Raw genomic sequence first — 19,423 nt, 5'->3', positions numbered from 1 at the left:
TCTCCGTCCTAGCCCTGCCAGGCAGCATCCGCGCGCAAGTACCGCCCCAGGTCGCGTCGCTGCCACATGTTCAGCAGCGAGACGGTGATCTTCAACTGCACGCGCGCGGTCTCGTTCGCCGTGAAGATCGGATCGTATCGATCGACGGCGACGTTCGGATCGGGCACCTCGCGCAGGATCGCCGGCGGCGCCGTCGTCATGTGCAGCGCCGACATCATCACGTGCATCTCGAGATGCAGCGCGAGTTCGGCGCGATCGAGAGCGGGCCCGCCTGCACGCGCATATTCCTCGACGAAGAGATCGATCAATTCGTCCAGATAGCGATCGTGCATCTCGGGTTCGGCCGCACCGACGCAACCCCAGATCGAGGAGGCCACGGACATCTGCCCGACGCTGCCCCAGTCGATCAGACCGGCACCGAGCGTGCCGTCCGCCTCTCGCCAGAACCAGGCATTATCGATGTTCGCGTTCATGTGGCAGAGCGCGATCATGTCGGGCCGCGAATAGAGGAAGAGCCAGATCTGCTCCTGCCGTTCGACCGCCAGCGGCGCCTCGGCGCAGAAGCGATCGAGAAAGCCGCGGTCGGCGACATGAGCGGGCACCAAATGCGGATATTGCAGAATGAATTCCGCGAGCCGGTTGATCCTCTTTGTGAGGAGCGACACCTCGAGGCCGGCACGGCGCGCGACCAGGCCATCGACATCGAAGCGGAAATCGCGCTCGACCGTCTCTCCCAAACGCCCCGACTTGTGCGCGCCCGACAATCGCGCGAGATTCGAAACCAATGCCCGGTAATGCTCGCTCGGATCGGGAAGAAGGTGATCCATGCATTTGGGATAATGTGGTTCTACTCTACCCTGCCCATAGGGAATGCGCTCGGTGACGATGATCCCGGTAAGCGTGTCCTGTGCGATATCGGCGTAGAAACACTCGGGCACCGCCACCGGAAAATTCAGCTCACGCGAAAGGTTTGCAAGCCTCACCTCCGGCGGCATGTGATAGCGACCGCTGTCGCGCACCGGGTCCGCGAAATTGCGCGAGAACTTCACGAAGAGATCCGTCGACAGACCCGGCACCTCGCGTTCGTAAGCGACCGAGAGCATCGCCTTCACGCCGGTACCGCCCAGCGTCCATTCGTCGAGACCGGTGATCGCGGTCACGCTGTTGTCGGGGCCGAGCACGCCGCTCGCACGGAACGCACGCGTGAGGAATTCGGGGCCACCCGCCTGCAGCGCTTGGGGGTGGGCGGGGAAGTCGAGCCCGAGGATGTCGCCGCGGGTCCAGTCGATGATCGTCGTATCTGCCATGAGCGCGCGCTAGCGCGGGATGCGCTGCGAAGGCAACGGATCGTCCTCGCCGTGAAATGATCTATATTCGGAGCATGGCCTCAACACCCTTCGATCAGTTCGCCCCGCCCGTCGCTCCGCAAACCCCGCTCCGGCAGGCGATCACCGCAGCCTATCGACGCGCCGAAGCCGAATGCCTGGCGCCGCTTATCGCGGCAGCCGAAGTCGACGCCCCGACCGGAAGCGCCATCCGCGAAACCGCGCGGCAGCTCGTCACCACGCTGCGCAAGCAGAAGCGCGGCAGCGGCGTCGAAGGGCTGGTCCAGGAATACTCGCTGTCGAGCGAGGAAGGCGTTGCGCTCATGTGCCTGGCCGAAGCGCTGCTGCGCATTCCCGACGACGCGACGCGCGACGCGCTGATCCGCGACAAGATCGCCGATGGCGATTGGAGCGCGCACATCGGCGGCGGCAAGTCGCTGTTCGTCAATGCCGCGACCTGGGGGCTCGTCGTCACCGGCAAGCTCGTCGGCAGCGTCGACGATCGCGGGCTCGGCGCCGCGCTGGCAAGACTGGTCGCACGCGCCGGCGAGCCGGTGATCCGCCGCGGTGTCGATCTGGCGATGCGACTGATGGGCGAACAGTTCGTCACCGGCGAGACGATCGCCGAGGCATTGAAGCGCGCCGAGGTGCAGGAAGCGAAAGGCTTCCGCTACTCCTACGACATGCTCGGCGAAGCGGCGACCACCGCGGCCGATGCCGAACGCTACTATGCCGACTACGAGCGCGCGATCCACGCCATCGGCCTCGCCGCGCACGGCCGCGGCGTCTACGAGGGCCCCGGCATATCGATCAAGCTCTCCGCGCTGCATCCGCGCTACAGCCGCGCCCAGGCCGATCGAGTCATGCAGGAACTGTTGCCACGGGTGAAACGGCTCGCCTGCCTCGCCAAGGCCTATGACATCGGCTTCAACATAGACGCCGAGGAAGCCGATCGCCTCGAACTTTCGCTCGACCTGCTCGAAAGCCTGGCGCTCGATCGCGAACTGGCCGGCTGGGCCGGGCTCGGCTTCGTCATCCAGGCCTACGGCAAACGCTGTCCCTTCGTGATCGACTGGATCGTCGATCTTGCCCGGCGCGCCGGGCGCCGGATCATGGTCCGACTGGTCAAGGGCGCCTACTGGGATGCCGAGATCAAACGCGCCCAGGTCGAGGGCCTGGCCGACTTCCCCGTCTATACGCGCAAGCTCCACACCGACGTCGCCTATATCGCCTGCGCCAGGAAGCTGCTCGCCGCGCCCGAGGCGGTGTTCCCCCAATTCGCCACGCACAATGCGCAGACCCTGGCGACGATCTACCATCTCGCCGGGCCCGACTTCACCCTGGGCCAATACGAGTTCCAGTGCCTCCACGGTATGGGCGAGCCGCTCTACGAACAGGTGGTCGGTAAGCAGAAGCTCGATCGCCCCTGCCGGATCTATGCGCCGGTCGGCACGCACGAGACCTTGTTAGCCTATCTGGTTCGCCGCCTGCTGGAGAACGGCGCCAATTCCTCCTTCGTCCATCGCATCGCCGATCCAGCGGTGTCGATCGACGAGATGATCGCCGATCCCATCGACCTCGTCCGCGCGATGCCACACCCGGGCGCGCCGCACGATCGGATCGCGCTGCCGGCCGAACTCTATCCCGACCGATGCAATTCAGCGGGTATCGACCTCAGCGACGAGCATGCGCTCGCAACCCTCGCCGATGCTCTCACCGACAGCGCCCGCTCCACCTGGACGGCCGCCCCGGCCGACGGACGAGGAACGGCGCGCAAAGTGCGCAATCCGGCCGATCACCGCGACGTGGTCGGCGAAGTCGTCGAAGTCTCGCCCGAGCAGGCCGCAGCGGCAGTCGCCCAGGCCGTCGGTTCGACCTGGAGCGCGGTGTCCGTCGGCGAACGCGCCGCAGTGCTCGAACGCGCGGCCGATGCCATGCAGGAACGGATGCCCGCACTGATGGGCCTGGCCATGCGCGAGGCAGGAAAGTCGGCGGCGAACGCCGTGTCCGAAGTCCGCGAGGCGATCGACTTCCTGCGCTACTACGGGAGCCAGGCGCGGGCGACCTTCGGCCCCGGCCAGATGCCACTCGGGCCGGTCGTCTGCATCAGCCCGTGGAATTTCCCGCTCGCGATCTTCACCGGCCAGATCGCCGCTGCTCTGGTTGCCGGCAATCCGGTGCTCGCCAAGCCCGCCGAGGAAACCCCGCTGATCGCCGCCGAGGCCGTACGCCTGCTGCACCTCGCCGGCGTGCCGACCGACGCGCTCCAACTGATCCCCGGTGACGGCGCGATCGGTGCAGCGCTGGTCGCGGCACCCGAGACGGCGGGCGTCATCTTCACCGGCTCGACCGAGGTCGCGCGCCTGATCCAGCGCGAACTGGCGACGCGCCTGTCGCCCGCCGGCAAGCCGATCCCGCTGATCGCCGAGACGGGTGGGCAGAACGCGATGATCGTCGACAGTTCGGCGCTCGCCGAACAGGTCGTCGCCGACGTCATCGCCTCGGCCTTCGACAGCGCCGGTCAGCGCTGTTCGGCACTGCGTGTACTCTGCCTGCAGGAAGAGGCCGCCGATCGCACCCTGGCGATGCTCAAGGGCGCGCTCAAGGAATTGCGGCTGGGGCGGACCGACCGGCTGGCGGTCGACATCGGCCCGGTCATCACCGACGAGGCTCAGGCGAGCATCGAACGGCACATCGCGTCGATGCGCGCGCGCGGCTTCGCGGTCGAGCAGCAGGACCTGCCGCCCGAGGCCGCCCAAGGCACTTTCGTGCCGCCGACGATCATCGAGATCCCGAGCATTGCCGAACTGACGCACGAAGTCTTCGGCCCCGTGCTGCATGTCGTGCGCTATCGCCGCGAGCGGCTGGGCGAACTGATCGATACGATCAACGCCACCGGATATGGACTGACTTTCGGCCTCCACACCAGGCTCGACGAAACCGTCGCGCACGTCACCACGCGGGTGAAGGCGGGCAATCTCTACGTCAACCGCAACGTCATCGGCGCGATCGTCGGGGTGCAGCCCTTCGGCGGGCGCGGGCTCTCGGGCACCGGTCCCAAGGCGGGCGGCCCACTCTATCTGGGGCGGCTGGTGACGGTCCCGCCGGTCTTCGCCGAACGCGCCGGACACCTGGCGACACCGCTGCACGATTTCGCCGACTGGCTCGAGCGTGCGGGCAACGCGCCCGGTGCGGCGCTCGCGCGGCGTTATGGCGAGGCTTCGGCGCTCGCTGTCGAACTCGCGCTGCCGGGTCCGGTGGGCGAACGCAATCTCTATGCGCTACATCCGCGCGGCGCCGTGCTGATGCGGCCCGCCACGCGCGACGGCCTGATCGAGCAGATGGCCGCGGTGCTCGCCACCGGCAATCGCGGCTTCGTCGAATCCATGCCGCTTCCCGCCGGCCTGCCGCCCGCCGTTGCGGCGGCTTTCGCGCTTGATCGTTCCGCGCCTTTCGCCGCAGCACTGGTCGAAGGCAGCCGCACCCAGGCCGCGGCGATGGTCGAAGCAGTCGCCGCCATGCCGGGCGCTATCGTGACCGTCCACGCCGCCGAAACGGGTCAACCGCTAGCCTATGCTTGCGACTGGCTGCTCGAGGAAGTCTCGACCTCGATCAACACCACGGCGGCGGGTGGCAATGCGAGCCTGATGATGCTCTCGTAAGGCCCATCCCTCTCTGCAGAAACGGAAAATCCGCCCATCGACCTTGGTCGTAGGGCTAAGACCATGGTCGCAGAATCCCCGGTTTGGGCGCTGAGGTAAGTCCGAGTTAACCGCGTTCGCCGCTGGTGGATCGCGTGAACGGCGCAGAACCCCTTGTGGCCACCCGGAATTTCGGGTCGAGCCTCATCCCCACCGCAGCGAAGAAGCTGGCGGTGTGGCTTGTTGCGTTCGGCCTGGCCATCGCGCTCTCCAGCGCTCAGGCCCGAGCAGCGACGACCGCCGGCACCGTCATTTCGAACACGGCCACGCTGAGCTTCGACATCGCCGGCATGCGCCACACCGTATTCTCGAACACGGCCAGCCTGATCATCGCCGAAACGCTCGACGTTTCGGTCGATACCGATGCGCCGAGCGGCCCCGTACCGGAGAGAGAAGAGTGTGCGGTCGGCTTCGTCGTCGCCAACCACGGCAGCGGCACGGAAACCTTCGACCTGACCGCCCAGGCCGAGGGACCGGGCGCATCGGTCGTCCACATCGCCGGCGATACCGACGGCAGCCGGGTCTACAACGCCGCGATCGACAAACCGCTGGCGAATTCGCAACTGACCCTCGCCAGCGGCGCAAGCGCGCACGTCTTCGCGGTGGTCGGCGGCGATTGCGCCAAGGCGGGGTCGGTACGACTGCGCGCCCTGGCACGGACGGGTTCGGGCGTGCCCGGCACGGTCTTCCCGGGACAGGGCGACGGCGGCGGCGACGCGATCGTCGGCAAGACCGGCGCGGACAAAAACGGCACGGTCACCGGAACGAAACTGCGGCTGCTCGCCAAGTCGGTCGAGCCCAGCCTGACGAAATCGCAGAGCGTCGAGACCTCGGACGGTAGCGATACGGCGAGCGCCGGTGCGATCGTCACCTACCGCCTGGTCGCCGCCTTCCCGCGCACCACCGCCGATGTCGAGATCGAGGATCCGATCCCCGCCGGCACGGCCTACGTGCCCGGCAGCCTCACACTCGACGGCGCCACGCTGTCGGACGCGGGCGACGACGACCCTGGTCGCGCCGACGACAGCTCGATCCTCGTCGGTCTCGGCGAGGTGGCCCCCGGCACTCGCACCATCGTTTTCAAGGTTCGAATACTATGAGGAAATCGTTCATGTCCCGATACTTGATGGCGGCTCTGGCCGCCACGATCGCCGTTCCTGCCCTCGCCAACGGCCCGCTGACGGTCGAGTCCAGCATGCTGACCTTCCAGAAGCGCGCTGCGGCCGACGGCACGACCACGGTCAGCCTCGTCCGCGCGGCCAAGGCCGTGCCCGGCGACAAGGTCGTGATGCGGCTCGCCTATCGCAACACGGGCAGCGTTCCGATCGGCAATGTCGTGCTGAGCAATCCGGTGCCCAAGGGCATCGCCTTCCGCGCGCCCACCGCGGGCTCGGCACCGCTCGAGGTCTCGGTCGACGGACAGAACTTCGGCGCGCTCGCCACGCTCCGCGTGACGGGTGCCGATGGCCGTCCGCGCGCCGCGACGACCGACGACGTCACCCATGTCCGCTGGCGGATCGCCTCGCCGATCGCTGCCGGCGCGCAGGGCCAGGTCTCGTTCGAAGGCCTGCTCAAGTAAAAATATCGAACCATTATCGTATAAAAACGGGGCTTGAAGAAAATGTATAGAACACGCGCAATCCTGCTGTCGGGAACGGCGCTACTCGCCAGCGCCGGCACCGCACATGCCGATACCGGCACCACCGCCGGCACGACGATCAGCAACACGGCCTCGGTGTCCTACACCGTGAACGGCAACGCGCAGACGACGAACTCGACGACGTCGAGCTTCGTGGTCGACCGCAAGGCGAATTTCACCGTGACGCTCGACCAGTCGGGCTTCACCCAGGCGACGGTCAACCAGCAGAACGTCTTCGTGAAGTTCAAGGTGACCAACACCACCAACGGCACGCAGGATTTCATTCTCGATCCCGATCAGCAGAACATCTCGTTGGGCATCCTTCCCGGCACCGACAACTTCGACCTGACCGGGCTCAAGGCCTATGTCGATAAGAACGGCAACGGCGTCTACGATCCGGGCGTCGACACCGCCGAATACATCGACGAACTGGCACCCGACGCCTCGGCGACGGTGTTCCTGGTCGGCAACGTGCCGAACTCGCAGAGCATCAATCTGGCCTTCACCTCGATGCATGTGACGATCGCCACGGGCGGCACGGCGAATTCGCTCGGCGCCGCGCTGGTCGCGACCGATCTCAATCTCGCCAATGCCGACAATACCGTCGACATCGTCTTCGCCGACGACGACAGCGATGGCGCCTATGCGGGCGACATCGCGCGCAACGGCCAGGGTCGCGCCTATGGCGGTGTGCAGGTCACCGCGAGCAACGTTGCCCTTAGCGTGACCAAGACCGCCAAGGTCATCTCCGACGGCGTCAATGCATTGCTGCCGAAGGCTTTGCCCGGTGCGGAAGTCGAATACTGCTTCGTCGTCAATAACGGAACGGCGAATACTGCAGCCAGCGCCGTCGTACTGACCGACCTCATCCCCGCGAACACGACTTACGTTCCGGGCTCGATTTCGCTCGGTCCCGTTGGCATCCTCGGGGCCTGCCTGCTTACCGGCTCGACCGAAGACGACGACGATAGCGATTCGGGCGAGATCGACGGCTACACGGCCTCGTTCAACCCGACATCCAAGACCGTGACGATGAACATTGCGTCCGTGCCCGGCAATACCTCGGTCGGCGCCCTGTTCCACGTCAAGATCAACTAAAGAGGTCGAGAAGAGATGAACTCGGCTCGTAGCGCTCAGCGCTTCGGGCAAGGCCCCGTCATGTCCGCTCTCCGGCATCTCGCGCGTTTCATCGCCCTGGCCTTCTGGCTGATCGTCGCCGTTCCGGCGTCGGCGGGCGATGCCGCGCAAGTGTCGAACACGGCGGTCATGCGTTTCCGCGAGGCCGGCGAACCTCGCTCGGTCTCGTCGAACACCGTCACACTCGACGTCGCGCGGGCCAAGGTTCCCACACGGTTGAGCTTTCGCCTGCTCCCGGTCGACTATAAGCTCGGTTACGATGGCATCGCCTGCGTCACGGACGGAGTGGAAGCGACCTTCGTCCCCGCAGCGATCACGCAGCAGACCCTCGAGTCCTCTCCTGCTCTAGAAGCGCTCGACCTCAAACAGCCGATCATCATGGTGCTTGAGAATTCGGGCGGCAATCGCAACCCGAACGTCCGAGAAAAGGCTTATATAACAACCACTTCTGGTGAAACCAGCATTCGCAACGAGTTGCTGGAGACTGCCCCCAACAGTGGCGTGTTCGCCGGCGCGGTTCCGGTGGAGGACAAGAATCGCACCCAGGTTTCGCCCTGCGATCCGCGCGCGACGCGCGGCTCGACATTGCGGCTCGATTTCACCGAAGACGAGTACAGCTACGGCTCTGACGCCTGGATCCTGGTCGATCCCGCGGGCTACGTGTTCGATTCGCAGACGGGTGCACTCATCGATGGCGCCGAAGTCTCGCTGTGGGACGAGAACGGCCAACGCGCGGTCGTCTACGGCGACGACGGCGTCAGCCGCTATCCCTCCACCGTAGTCACCGGCTCGAGCGTGACCGACGCCAGCGGTCGCAAATACGACTTCAGCCAGGGCAATTACCGCTTTCCGCTGGTCAACAAGGGCAAGTATCAGATCAGCATCAAGCCGCCGCCGGGCTATACCGCACCGTCGACGCAGTCGCCTGCCGAACTCGCCAAGCGCAAGGACCCGACGGGTCGTCACTTCATATTGAACGATGCCTCCTTCGGCCGCGGCTTCGTCATCGAATCGCTCGATCCGTTCTATGCCGACATTCCGGTCGATCGGCAGGGTGATACCAAGCTCCTGCTGACCAAATCCGCCTCGGTTCGCGAAGCCTCGCCCGGAGACTTCGTGCAATATCGCGTGACCGTGGCCAATCGCGGGGAAGTCGCGGCACGCGCGGTCCAGGTGACAGATCTGCTGCCGCAGGGTCTGCGCTACGAACGCCGTTCGACGCGCGGCGCGGATGAGCCCGAGGTCGCGACCGACGGCCGCTCGATGAAATTCCTCATCCCGACGATCGCCGCCGGCGCGTCGATCGATCTCAGCTACGTGGTGACCGTCGCCCCCGGCGCCCCCAAGGGCGAAGCGGTGAACCGCGTCCTGGCCTCGGCCGACAACGGCGTGACCGGCAACGAGGCCTCGGCACCCGTCCGCATCAAGGCCCTGCTGTTCACCGACGGCTTCACCCTGATCGGCCGCGTCACCGAAGGCGGCTGCGGCGATCCCTCGGACAAGCGCAAGGGCGTTCCCAACATCCGCCTGATGCTCGAAGACGGCACTTTCGTGATCACCGACAAGGACGGTCTCTACCACGTCGAAGGCGTTCGCCCGGGCCGCCACGTCGTCCAGATCGACACCGCCAGCCTGCCCGCGACGCACGAGCCCGTCGCCTGCGACGCCGACACGCGCCAGGCCGGCAGCGCCATCTCGCGCTTCGTCGAGAGCGACGGCGGCCTGCTCAAGCGCGTCGATTTCCAGCTGCGCCCCACCGGCCTCAAGGCCGAGACCACGAGCGCCCTCCCGCTCGTCGCGTCCGATGCCCATGCCGCGGGCAACCGCGACTGGTTGCCGTTCGAACAGCCGGGCATCGCCATGCTGTTTCCCGAAGTCGACCACAACCCGCGCGCGCCGACCCTGCGCGTGGTGATCAAGCACTATCCCAGCCAGCGCGTGGCGCTGCGCCTTAACGGCCAGCCGATCGATCCCCTCGCCTTCGACACGACCGATGCCGATGCCGCACGCAACGTCGCGATCTCGCGCTGGACCGGCCTGCCGCTCGCAGAGGGTGACAACCAGCTCGAAGCCCGCGTGCTCGCCGCCGACGGTACGCTGGTCGAGACGCTGACGCGTACGGTCCACGCCTCGGGCGCGGCCGTGACCGCCACCTTCGTGCCCGAAAAGAGCCTGCTCGTCGCCGACGGCCTGACCCGCCCGCTGATCGCGGTGCGCCTGACCGACCGCGCCGGCAAGCCCGCGCGCGACGGCACGACCGTGGCCTTCCGCGTCGACCAGCCCTATGTCGCGGCGACCGAGATCGAACTCCAGCAGGCGCGCCAGCTGGCCGGGACCGACAGCGCCGAGGCCACGGCCCGGGTCACCAGCGACGACGGCCTGGCCTTCATCGCGCTCGAACCCACGACCCAGGCGGGCGCGGTCCACGCCACCCTGACGCTCGGCGACCGCGACGCGGCCCGGACCGGCGATATTCGCGCCTGGCTCGCGGCGACGCAGAAGGACTGGATGATCGTCGGCTTCGGTTCGGGCACGATCGGCTACGACACGCTCAAGACGCGGTCGAGCGCCCTGCCCCGCAGCCAGCGCGGCAAGCTCGTCACCGACGGCCAGCTCGCCTTCTATGCCAAGGGCCGGATCAAGGGCTCGTGGCTGCTGACCCTGGCCTACGACAGCGACCGCAGCTTCGATCCCGATCGCGGCCTGCTCGGCACGATCGATCCCAACCGCTACTACACCGCCTATGGCGACGGCTCGCGCCAGGGCTATGACGCGCCGACGCGCCGCAAGCTCTACCTCCGCCTCGAACGCCGCGAATTCTATGCGCTGTTCGGCGATTTCGAGACCGGCCTGACGCGGACGAACCTCGGTCGCTACAGCCGCACGCTCAACGGTGCCAAGGTCGAGTACCAGGGCAAGACCATCAGCTTCACCGGCTTCGCCGCACACAGCGAGGAACGCTATGCGCGCGACGAGTTCCAGGGCAACGGTCTGTCGGGCCCCTATCGCCTCTCCGCGCGCGACATCATCCCCAACAGCGACAAGCTGCGCATCGAGGTCCGCGATCGCCTGCGCCCCGAACTGGTGGTGTCGAGCGAACTGCTGACGCGCCACATCGACTACGACATCGACGTGACCTCGGGCACGATCCGCTTCCGCCAGCCGGTGCTGAGCCGCGACGCGCAGCTCAATCCGATCTTTGTCGTGGTCGAGTACGAGACCTTCGGCCGGGGCAAGAAGCTCGTCGCCGGCGGCCGCGCCGCGGCGAGCCTCGCCCAGGGCAAGGTCGAGCTCGGCGCCAGCGCCATCCGCGACGAGAGCGTCGGCGACGGCAATGGCACGATCGTCGCGGTCGACGTGAAGGCCCGTCCCGCGAAGAACACCGAACTGCGCGGCGAACTGGCTACCGGCGGCCGCCAGGGCATCAATTCGGGCCGCGCCTGGCTGGCCGAGGCCGAGCACCATGGCCAGTCGGTCGACGTGCTCGTCTACGCCCGCCAGCAGGATCGCGGCTTCGGCCTCGGTCAGCAGAACCTGATCGAGGCCGGCACGCGCAAGCTGGGCGTCGACGGCTCCTGGCGCCTCAACGACAAGCTGACCTTCACCGGCACGGTCTGGCACCAGCAGCAGCTCGACGCGCCGGGCACGCGCACCGCCGCCGACGTCCGCCTCGAACATCGCCGCCAGGGCGGTACGGTCTTCGTCGGCGGCCAGCTCGCGCTCGATCGCGGGATGGACGGCAAGGACCGCAATTCCAAGCTGCTGACGATCGGCGGCAGCCAGGCGCTGTTCGACGGCAAGCTCGAACTTTCGGGCCAGACCCAGTTCGCCCCCGGCGGCGACAAGGCCAGCGTCGATTTCCCCGTCCGCCACCAGATCAATGCCGCCTTGAGGGTCAAGGACGGCATCCGCCTGCTCGGCGGCTACGAGATCGCCAAGGGCGACGACTATACCGCGCACACCGCGCGAGTCGGCTTCGACGTCGCCCCCTGGACCGGCGCCAAGCTGACCTCGACACTCAACCAGCAGGCCGTGGCCGAGGACGGCCGCCGCACTTTCGCGCAATACGGCCTCAGCCAGTCGCTGCCTCTGGGCAAGAGCTGGACGATCGACGCCTCGCTCGACGCCAGCAACACGATCAGCGGCAAGGTGCCGACCGGCGCGGCGATCAACGCCTTCTCGCCGATCGGCGTCGGCAGCGGCTTTGCCGGGCAGAACGACAGCGGCGACTTCACCGCCGTGACCCTCGGCGCCACCTACCGCGCCGCGCGCTGGTCGTGGACCGGCCGGCTCGAATTCCGCCACGGCGACAAGGACGATCGCTGGAACCTGACCACCAGCGTCCTGCGCACGCTCGGCGAAGGCCAGACCCTGGCCGCCGGCCTGCGCTATTCGCGGCTGCGCCAGCGCGACGGTGCGAGCGGATCGTCGCTCAACGCCGACGTCGCCTTGGCGCTGCGACCGCTCGACAGCCGCTGGTCGCTGCTCGAACGCTTCGAATTCCGCAACGACAAGGCCGATGCCGGGATCACCGCGGGCAACGTCCTCGGCATCTCGACCGGCCTCGGCGGTTTCCAGTCGACCCTGCGCCTGGTCAACAATCTCGCGGTCAACTATCGCAGCGGCGCCGAGGGCGACGGTCATGGCTTCGAGGCCACCGTCTACTACGGCTCGAAATGGGTGCGCGGCAGCTTCGGCGACGACGACTACACGGGCTACGTCGACGTGATCGGCTTCGACCTGCGCAAGGATCTGGGACGCCGCTTCGACCTGGGCGTGCAGGGATCGATGCAGCACGCCTGGAACCGCGGCGCCAAGGCCTTCAGCTTCGGTCCCTCGGCCGGCTTCTCGCCCGGCGGCAACCTGTGGGTCAGCGCCGGCTACAACGTCGCCGGCTATCGCGACCGCGACTTCGAGAACGACCGCTACACGCGCCAGGGCGCCTATCTGACGATGCGCCTGAAGTTCGACCAGGCTTCGATCGGCCGCGCGCTGGGGAAGGCCCGCTGATGCGCCGCCTTTTCCTCACCTTGCTCGCGCTCGTCACTGCCTCGCCGGCATTGGCGGACCCGCTGACGATCACCAAGACCGCGACGGTGATCTCGGATCCGCTCGGCTATACCGTGACGCCGCGTTCGCTGCCAGGCGCTATCGTCGACTACAAGATCCTCTACCTCAATCCGAACGCGAACTGGCTCTGGCCCGTCCGGAACATCGTCAGCGAGGACATGCTTCCGGCCAACGTGATCCTGCGCGTGTCCGACATCGCGGCGGCGGGCAAGGGGCCGGTCGAATTCCTCGACGGCAGCCTGCTCGGCACCGGGCTCGGCGGCAGCGGGCTCGGCTACACCTTCACCAGCCTGGCGAGCACGACCGACGGGATCGATTTCTACAACGGCACGACCTGGACCTACACGCCCACGCCCGATGCCAGCGGCTACGACGCCAATGTCCGTGGCATCCGCGTGCGCACCACCTCCACCTTCGCGACGGGCACCCAGTTCCAGCTGCGCTTCCGCGTCAAGATTCGCTGAAAACAAGGACAGAAATGAGCAATTCGAGTGCCTCATCCCCTTTCGACAATCTTCCCTTCGGCGAACGTCGGCGCGAGGGCCGTGCCAGTCTTGCCGCATCGGGCATGCTGATCGTCTCGGGCGACGAACGCGCCTGCCGCATCCGCAACCTCTCGCCCCACGGCCTGCGCGCCGATGGGCCCACACTGCCGCGCCCCGGGCAGCGGGTCCTGATCGAGATACCGGGGTTGTCACGCGTGCCGGCCGTGGCCATCTGGCAGATCGACGGCGGCTGCGGATTGCGTTTCGAGGATCGCCAGGACGTGGGCCCCGCGCTGGTCGGGACAGCTCCGTCGGCGCGCTAAGTCGCGGGATTTCCGGCCTGCCCGAAGACAGGCCGGAAGCTCCGATAGGTCAGTCGGCCATGGCGCCGAAGCGGAACTTCAGCCGCAGACCGTACATGCGCGGCATGCCGAGGCTGGCATATTCGACGCCGGTCGACTGCCAGCCGCCACCGAGGAAGGTGTAATACTTCTCGTTGGTGACGTTGGTGACGAAGGCCGCCAGATCGATCGGCGAGCCGGCGATGCCGTTCCAGGCAAGGTTGAGGTTGAGCAGGTCGAAGGCCGGCACCGTACCGAACGGCGTGACTGCCGAGGCCGACGTGACCTGGCTCGACGTGTGCACGTAGGTCGCGCTGAGCGTGACCTTGCCGACGCTCTCGTCGAGCGGCAGTCGGATCGACGGCGTCAGCGTCAGCTTGTGCTTGGGCGAGAGCGGCAGCGGGCCACCGAGGTCCGAGTTCGGCGTCGCCGGCAGATAGCCGGGGAAGTTCACCGGGGTGAAGCTCTTCAGCTTGGTATCGAGATAGGTATAGCCCACCCCGAGGCTGAAGGCCGAGTAGGAGGCCAGGGCATCGACCTCGAAGCCCTGGATGCGCGACTTGCCGGCGTTGACGATCGCCTGGGCCGGCGAAGCGGTCGAGCCCGGCGAGGGGATCAGCGAGGCCGCGAGTTGCTGGTCGCTGAAGTCGTTGTAGAAGCCGGCGACGTTGAAATAACCGCTGAGATCGCCGCGGAACGACAGCTTCGCACCGATTTCGTAGCTTTCGACCTTCTCCGGCCCCCAACCCTGCGGGATCGTGTTCGAGGCGTTGATATTGCCCTGACGATAGCCGCGCGCATACTTGGCATAGAGCATGACGTCGTCGGTCGGCTTGTAGTCGAGGTTGATCAGCCAGGTCGGCCGCTTGGTCGTCTGGCGCGCGCTCGACGCCGGCAGCGCAGTGACGCAGTCCTCGCCGCTGGCCGCCGGGATCGCGTTGTTGGCGGCGCAGACCGCGTTGTACTGGTTGGGTGCGAAGAAGAAGAGCTGGCGCGTACCGCCCTCGGCGCGGGTCTTGTCGATCGTGTAGCGGATGCCGCCAGTCAGCGAGAGCTGGTCGGTCAGCTTGTAGGTCGCCTGGCCGAAGAAGCCGATGTTCTCATACCAGTAGCGGGTCAGCGAGTTCTGCAGCAGGCTGGGGATCTGCGGCGAGCCGAAGGTGTTGATCGGCGTACACTGCAACAGGCCGACGTTCGAACACGACAGCGTCGCCAGGAACGGCAGCAGCGTCCCCGCCGGCAGTCCGAGCGCCGCCGGTGCGGGCGAGTAGTTGACGTAGCTGATGTTCGAATATGTGCCCTGGAACGGGCTCAGCGGATCGGCGCGTTCGTAGTAGGCACCCAGCACGTAGTCGAGCTTGCCGTCACCAGACTTGCCCTGGATCTGGAATTCCTCGGTGAAGGTCGCCTGCTCGACGTTGGCGAGGCCCTGCGCCGGATAGACGCCGACCCAGGTGAAGGGCAGGCCGGTCCAGGCCGGGTTCGGGCTGGCTGGGAAGGTGAAGTTGTCGTTGCCGATCAGCAGGCTCTGCTTCTGGCGGAACTGCTGATAGCTGGCGATGTTCTTCAGGGTCACCGTATCGCTGACGCGCCAGGTCGTGGTGTTGGTCACGCCCCACTGCTTGATCTTGAGGAAGGGATCGGTGTTGCCCGATTCCACGTCCCAGAACCCGTCGCCCCGCGCGCGCTGGCGTGCCACGGTGCCGGAACAGGCGAGCGGCGCGAGGAACGAGGCCGTGGTCGCGAGCGTCTGCCCGGGCAGGTTGACCTGCGACGATCCGGGCAGCGGATAACGCGAGCGATCGACTCCGGCGTCGCAGCCCACGGCGTTGACGCCGACGATCTTGCCGAAGGTGCCGTTGGTGCTCGACTCGCTGTAGCGGACGATCAGGTAGTTCTCGAGATCGGGCGTCAGATCGGCGACGATCGCGCCGCGGATTGCCCAGTAATCGACGTCGTCGTAGTCGGCCGGCCCGATGCCCGACTTGTTGCGGACGAAACCGTCGCGCTTCTGCCGTTCGAAGCCGAGGCGGACCTTGAAGGTATCGGCCAGCGGCACGTTGAGCACGCCCTGAATGCGGTACATGTCGAAGTTGCCGATCGAGCCCTCGATATAGCCGCCGAGTTCGTCGGTCGGCTTCTGCGGCACGATCAGCACCGCGCCGCCCGTCGTGTTGCGGCCGAACAGCGTGCCCTGCGGGCCCTTGAGCACCTGGACGTTCTGCAGGTCGAAGAACTGGCCGACACCGGCACCGTTACCACCGGCCGTACCGCCGTTAGCGCGCGGCCCGATCACGTCGGCGAAATAGGTCGCCACCGACGGCGAGGTGAAGTTTTCCTGGGTGAAGCCGCGAATGGCGAAGGCGGCGGTCTCGGCGCCGAAGCGCGAGTTGGCCGAAAGCGACGGCGTATAGGTGGCGAGATCGTTGCCCGAGACGATGTTGCGCGCGGTCACCTGTTCCTGGTTGAACACGGTCATCGAGATCGGAACGTCCTGCAGGCGTTCCTCGGTACGACGCGCGGTCACGATGATGTCGCCTGCCGCAGCTCCGCTATTCGCCTCGTCCTGCGCCAGTGCCGGCGTCATCCAGGTCAGCGCCGTCGTCGCGACCAAGGCGCACGTGATCGATCCTCTCATGCCTCTCACTCCCATCCTGTTCCCACAGCGCATTCCCGTCTGCCTTTGTCGGCAAATCAGGAACGGCGTTCTCGAAACCTGACTCATTCTGTTTTCGAGCGCAACAACGGATCCAATGTATTCATCGACTTCGGGTCTAAATGCGCATCATCGAGCGCGCGCGATACGATTGAATCACAATTGATCTGGCGCATTTCGACAAATTGACCACGACTTGCGTAAAATTGATTGCGGTAATACACGCCAAAATCACGCAACTCGCTCAGCCCATGCCACCCTGCGCCACGGCCCGCCGTATTCGGTTCCTCCAAATGGGTAACAGGTCGCCAGCGCCAACAGCGGCCGTGCCGGATCGAGCGGATAGAAAAATGTATCCCATCGAAGGGTCTCAAAACGCACCACGCGATAGCGTTCCTTGCTGCCGGTGACATATTGCAGGGTGATTTCGTCGCCCTCGCGCAGATCACGGACGAAAAGGAAATGCGTGTCGCGATGCGCGGCGAGAACGGTGACCGGATTCGCCGCATCCCCCTGCTTGATCACGGCCGGGCCACGCGCGAGTTGCTCGTGAGTCGCGGCGCCGGCCAGAACGATCTCGGCAACCCCGAGCCGGGCCACGGTGATCCGCGCGATCGGGCCGCTGCTCGGCAGCGCCAGGGTGGCAGCTGCGGACCCGCTGGCCGGGCGCGCGAGGCGGCGCCCCCGAGGTTCCGCCGCCAAGGTCACGCGATGGTTTTCCAGCCGGCGCGCAAACTCGTGCTCGAGCCCATCCTGTGCCAGCCGAGCGCGAACCGGCACCGCGACGCCCTGCGTTACGCTAGCGAGCCCGCCGAGGCAGAGCGCCAGCGAGGCGGCGGCGATCGCGCCGCGCTGCCAGCCGGTCGCGCTCACGAGCGCGGCTCCGCAGCACGGCGGCGACGCGACGCCGCCAGACCGGCGAGCCCCAACCCCAGCAAGGCCAGCCCGCGGTAGATCGCGCCCAGGAAGCCCGTGGCGGTCTGCGGCAGGTCCATCTGCTGCTCCTGCTCGGGCGGCGGCGCGCTGGCGGCGGGCGCCGGCGCATCCTTGCCGAGCAGTCGGTCGAAATCCCAGCCTTTGGGCAACAGCAGCGGCAGGTCCTCACGCGTCAGCCGTGCACCTTCGGGCCGGGCCGGCGTCTCGTCGACCGCGACGAGGCTCGTCTGGGTGGTGACGATGTTGTAGGTCAGGCCCAGTTCGGCGATCGCATCGTCAGCCGCCTCGCTCTCGATCTGCCCCGACCAACGCTGCGCCTCGACATCGCCGATCCGGCGATTGGCCCAGAGCCGCGCGACCGAGGGGCTGTCCGTCGCCCGGTCGAGATCGACGGTCTGGCTCCACGGCTTGTCGCCGATCTTGCCGCTGACCACGAGCTTGCCCTCGATCCGGTCACCCTTGCCCAGCAGCACCAGTGGCTCGCCCGCATAGAGATCGGGCAGACGCGCGGGCGTCAGCGACAGCGCCGAGCCTTCGACGCGCGCCGCCAGCTCGCGCACCGCGGGCGCGGTCAGGCGATTGAGCAGCGCGGTCATCTTGGCCATGACCTCGCCCCCGTCACCGATGTTCGTGTAGGTCCCGCGCCCGGTCTCGGCCATGCGGCGCATCAGGAAGTTGTTCGGAGCCGAGCCGATGCCGACCATGAACACGCGGCTGCGATCGGCATGGGCGGCGATCTCGGCCATCATCTCCTTCTCGTTCGACAGGTCGCCGTCGGTCAGGAACACCACCTGGCGCAGCCCGGGATCGTCGGGATTGTCGTCGACCAGCGCGGCCTTGAGCGCGGGCAGCATCTCGGTGCCACCGGCCGCATCGAGCCCTTCGGTGAAGCGGCGCGCGAGCGCGACCTGTTCGGCGCTGGCCGGGGTTACGTGATCGAACAGCTGGGTCATGGTATCGTCGAAGCGGATCACGTTGAAGCGATCCTCGGGGCGAAGGGTCGACAGCGCATGCAGCAGGCTCGCCTTGGCCGCGGCCATCGATTCCCCGCCCATCGACCCCGAATTGTCGATCACGAAGATCATCTCGCGCGGAGCCAGCTTGCCCGCCTCGACTTTCGCCTGCGGCGTGATCGTCGCCATGACATATTGCTGGCCGGCCAGCGCCTGACGAAACAGGCCGATCGTCGGATCGGCACTGGCCGAGCGCCAGCGCAGCTCGAAGTCGCGGTCGGCGGGCTCCTCGCCCGCTGCCAGCGTGACCGTTCGCTCGGCCGGGCCGGCGTCGACCACGGCGATCTTGTGATAAGGGCTGATGACGTTCGCCGGCACGAAGCCCGGCGCCAGGTGGACGGTGATCGACACCGGATTGAGCGAACGCCCCAGGACGCTGGCCAGCGCGGGATCGGCCAGCGGCGCGATCACGCGCGTGGCATCGGCCAGGGCGGCGCCGTCTGTCAGCGTGTGCGGCGGGACATAGCGCGGGCCGACGACCAGCGGCAGCCGCATGGCGAACTCGCCGCCGAGCTGGCGGACCGGCGCTTGGTATTCGATCGAGATCAGCACGGTCTCGCCGGGACCGATGTTGGCCACCGAATTGCGGAACAGGTTCGGCCGGTCGCTCTCGACCAGCCCCGCCTTGCGGCCCTCGGCCTTGGCCTGGTCGTAGATCTCGCGCGCCTCCTGGCGGCGCTTGATCTTGCCGAGGATCACGCGCTGGCCGACGACCATCTTCAAGGTATCGACCGCGCCGTCGTCGGGTAGCGGGTAGAGATAGGTCGCCTCCATCCACTTGTCGCTGGTGTTGCGGAAAGCCTGGGTGACGCGCACGCGCAGGATCTGGCCGCTGACGGTGACGTCCATATCGGTGCCCAGGCGGACCGCGGGCATGGTCGTCGCCACGCCCTTGCCCTGGAGCATCAGCGCGCCGCCGACCGCGGGATCCTTTGCATCCTGGGCACGGGCCTGGCTCGCGGCGAGGCAGGAGACCACGACCGCGACCAGAGTGATCGTGCCGACGCTCAGGCGCTTGCGCGCTTCCTTGCGGAAGGCGGGGCGAAGGGGAGGATGGATCAGCATGGGCTTGGCTCCGTTCTGTGGAGCCCTTCGACTAGGCAGCGCGCGTGCCGGACAG

At 67.0% G+C, this 19,423-nt stretch carries 11 protein-coding genes; 7 read left to right on the top strand and 4 right to left on the bottom strand.

Translation table 11 applies throughout. The annotated features are described in order from the left end of the window. Positions 1-8: 8 nt before the first annotated feature. The gene (locus OLX23_RS16710) at positions 9-1,307 is read right to left on the bottom strand and encodes a hypothetical protein (RefSeq protein WP_264446151.1); all 1,299 of its coding nucleotides are present in this window, start codon (positions 1,305-1,307) and stop codon (positions 9-11) included. Between the two features lie 74 nt (positions 1,308-1,381). On the opposite strand from OLX23_RS16710, the gene putA reads away from it, so the two are divergent. The 7 genes from putA (at position 1,382) to OLX23_RS16675 (ending at position 13,680) form a co-directional block, all read left to right on the top strand. Continuing rightward, positions 1,382-4,987 carry a trifunctional transcriptional regulator/proline dehydrogenase/L-glutamate gamma-semialdehyde dehydrogenase gene (putA, locus tag OLX23_RS16705; protein WP_264446150.1) on the top strand — a complete coding sequence of 1,202 codons (3,606 nt, stop codon included), beginning with the start codon at positions 1,382-1,384 and terminating at the stop codon, positions 4,985-4,987. Positions 4,988-5,199: 212 nt separating this feature from the next. Next, complete coding sequence (locus tag OLX23_RS16700) at positions 5,200-6,126, top strand: hypothetical protein (RefSeq protein ID WP_264446149.1); 927 nt, start codon at positions 5,200-5,202, stop codon at positions 6,124-6,126. Positions 6,127-6,137: 11 nt separating this feature from the next. Beyond that, positions 6,138-6,605: a hypothetical protein gene (locus tag OLX23_RS16695; protein WP_264446148.1), complete on the top strand. Its 468-nt coding sequence runs from the start codon at positions 6,138-6,140 to the stop codon at positions 6,603-6,605. A gap of 42 nt (positions 6,606-6,647) precedes the next feature. Then, on the top strand, positions 6,648-7,763 hold the full coding sequence (locus OLX23_RS16690) for a hypothetical protein (protein ID WP_264446147.1): 1,116 nt from the start codon (positions 6,648-6,650) through the stop codon (positions 7,761-7,763). A gap of 60 nt (positions 7,764-7,823) precedes the next feature. After that, positions 7,824-12,812: a DUF11 domain-containing protein gene (locus tag OLX23_RS16685; RefSeq protein WP_264446146.1), complete on the top strand. Its 4,989-nt coding sequence runs from the start codon at positions 7,824-7,826 to the stop codon at positions 12,810-12,812. Then, positions 12,812-13,336, top strand: a complete 525-nt coding sequence (locus OLX23_RS16680; protein WP_264446145.1) for a hypothetical protein — start codon at positions 12,812-12,814, stop codon at positions 13,334-13,336. Before OLX23_RS16685 ends, OLX23_RS16680 begins: the two co-directional genes overlap by 1 nt. Before the next feature lie 14 nt (positions 13,337-13,350). Further along, complete coding sequence (locus tag OLX23_RS16675) at positions 13,351-13,680, top strand: PilZ domain-containing protein (protein ID WP_264446144.1); 330 nt, start codon at positions 13,351-13,353, stop codon at positions 13,678-13,680. A 49-nt stretch (positions 13,681-13,729) separates the two neighbouring features. Here the strand turns inward: OLX23_RS16675 and OLX23_RS16670 are convergent, their stop codons facing one another. From OLX23_RS16670 to OLX23_RS16660, 3 genes are all read right to left on the bottom strand, one after another. Continuing rightward, positions 13,730-16,336 carry a TonB-dependent receptor gene (locus OLX23_RS16670; RefSeq protein WP_264446143.1) on the bottom strand — a complete coding sequence of 869 codons (2,607 nt, stop codon included), beginning with the start codon at positions 16,334-16,336 and terminating at the stop codon, positions 13,730-13,732. Positions 16,337-16,585: 249 nt separating this feature from the next. After that, positions 16,586-17,227, bottom strand: a complete 642-nt coding sequence (locus OLX23_RS16665; protein ID WP_264446142.1) for a class D sortase — start codon at positions 17,225-17,227, stop codon at positions 16,586-16,588. Next, complete coding sequence (locus tag OLX23_RS16660; protein WP_264446141.1) at positions 17,224-19,368, bottom strand: marine proteobacterial sortase target protein; 2,145 nt, start codon at positions 19,366-19,368, stop codon at positions 17,224-17,226. Before OLX23_RS16660 ends, OLX23_RS16665 begins: the two co-directional genes overlap by 4 nt. Positions 19,369-19,423: the final 55 nt, after the last annotated feature.

The organism is Novosphingobium sp. JCM 18896 (genome assembly GCF_025938095.1).
Lineage (GTDB): Bacteria > Pseudomonadota > Alphaproteobacteria > Sphingomonadales > Sphingomonadaceae > Novosphingobium.
The sequence above is the reverse complement of the archived record's forward strand: the minus strand, read 5'-3'. Positions and strand labels throughout refer to the sequence as shown.

Excerpts from the sequence above, each read along its gene's own strand:
- OLX23_RS16710 (WP_264446151.1), bottom strand. The coding sequence starts at position 1,307 with ATGGCAGATACGACGATCATCGACTGGACCCGCGGCGACATCCTCGGG.
- putA (WP_264446150.1), top strand. The coding sequence starts at position 1,382 with ATGGCCTCAACACCCTTCGATCAGTTCGCCCCGCCCGTCGCTCCGCAA.
- OLX23_RS16695 (WP_264446148.1), top strand. The coding sequence starts at position 6,138 with ATGTCCCGATACTTGATGGCGGCTCTGGCCGCCACGATCGCCGTTCCT.
- OLX23_RS16690 (WP_264446147.1), top strand. The coding sequence starts at position 6,648 with ATGTATAGAACACGCGCAATCCTGCTGTCGGGAACGGCGCTACTCGCC.
- OLX23_RS16685 (WP_264446146.1), top strand. The coding sequence starts at position 7,824 with ATGTCCGCTCTCCGGCATCTCGCGCGTTTCATCGCCCTGGCCTTCTGG.
- OLX23_RS16680 (WP_264446145.1), top strand. The coding sequence starts at position 12,812 with ATGCGCCGCCTTTTCCTCACCTTGCTCGCGCTCGTCACTGCCTCGCCG.
- OLX23_RS16675 (WP_264446144.1), top strand. The coding sequence starts at position 13,351 with ATGAGCAATTCGAGTGCCTCATCCCCTTTCGACAATCTTCCCTTCGGC.
- OLX23_RS16670 (WP_264446143.1), bottom strand. The coding sequence starts at position 16,336 with ATGAGAGGATCGATCACGTGCGCCTTGGTCGCGACGACGGCGCTGACC.
- OLX23_RS16660 (WP_264446141.1), bottom strand. The coding sequence starts at position 19,368 with ATGCTGATCCATCCTCCCCTTCGCCCCGCCTTCCGCAAGGAAGCGCGC.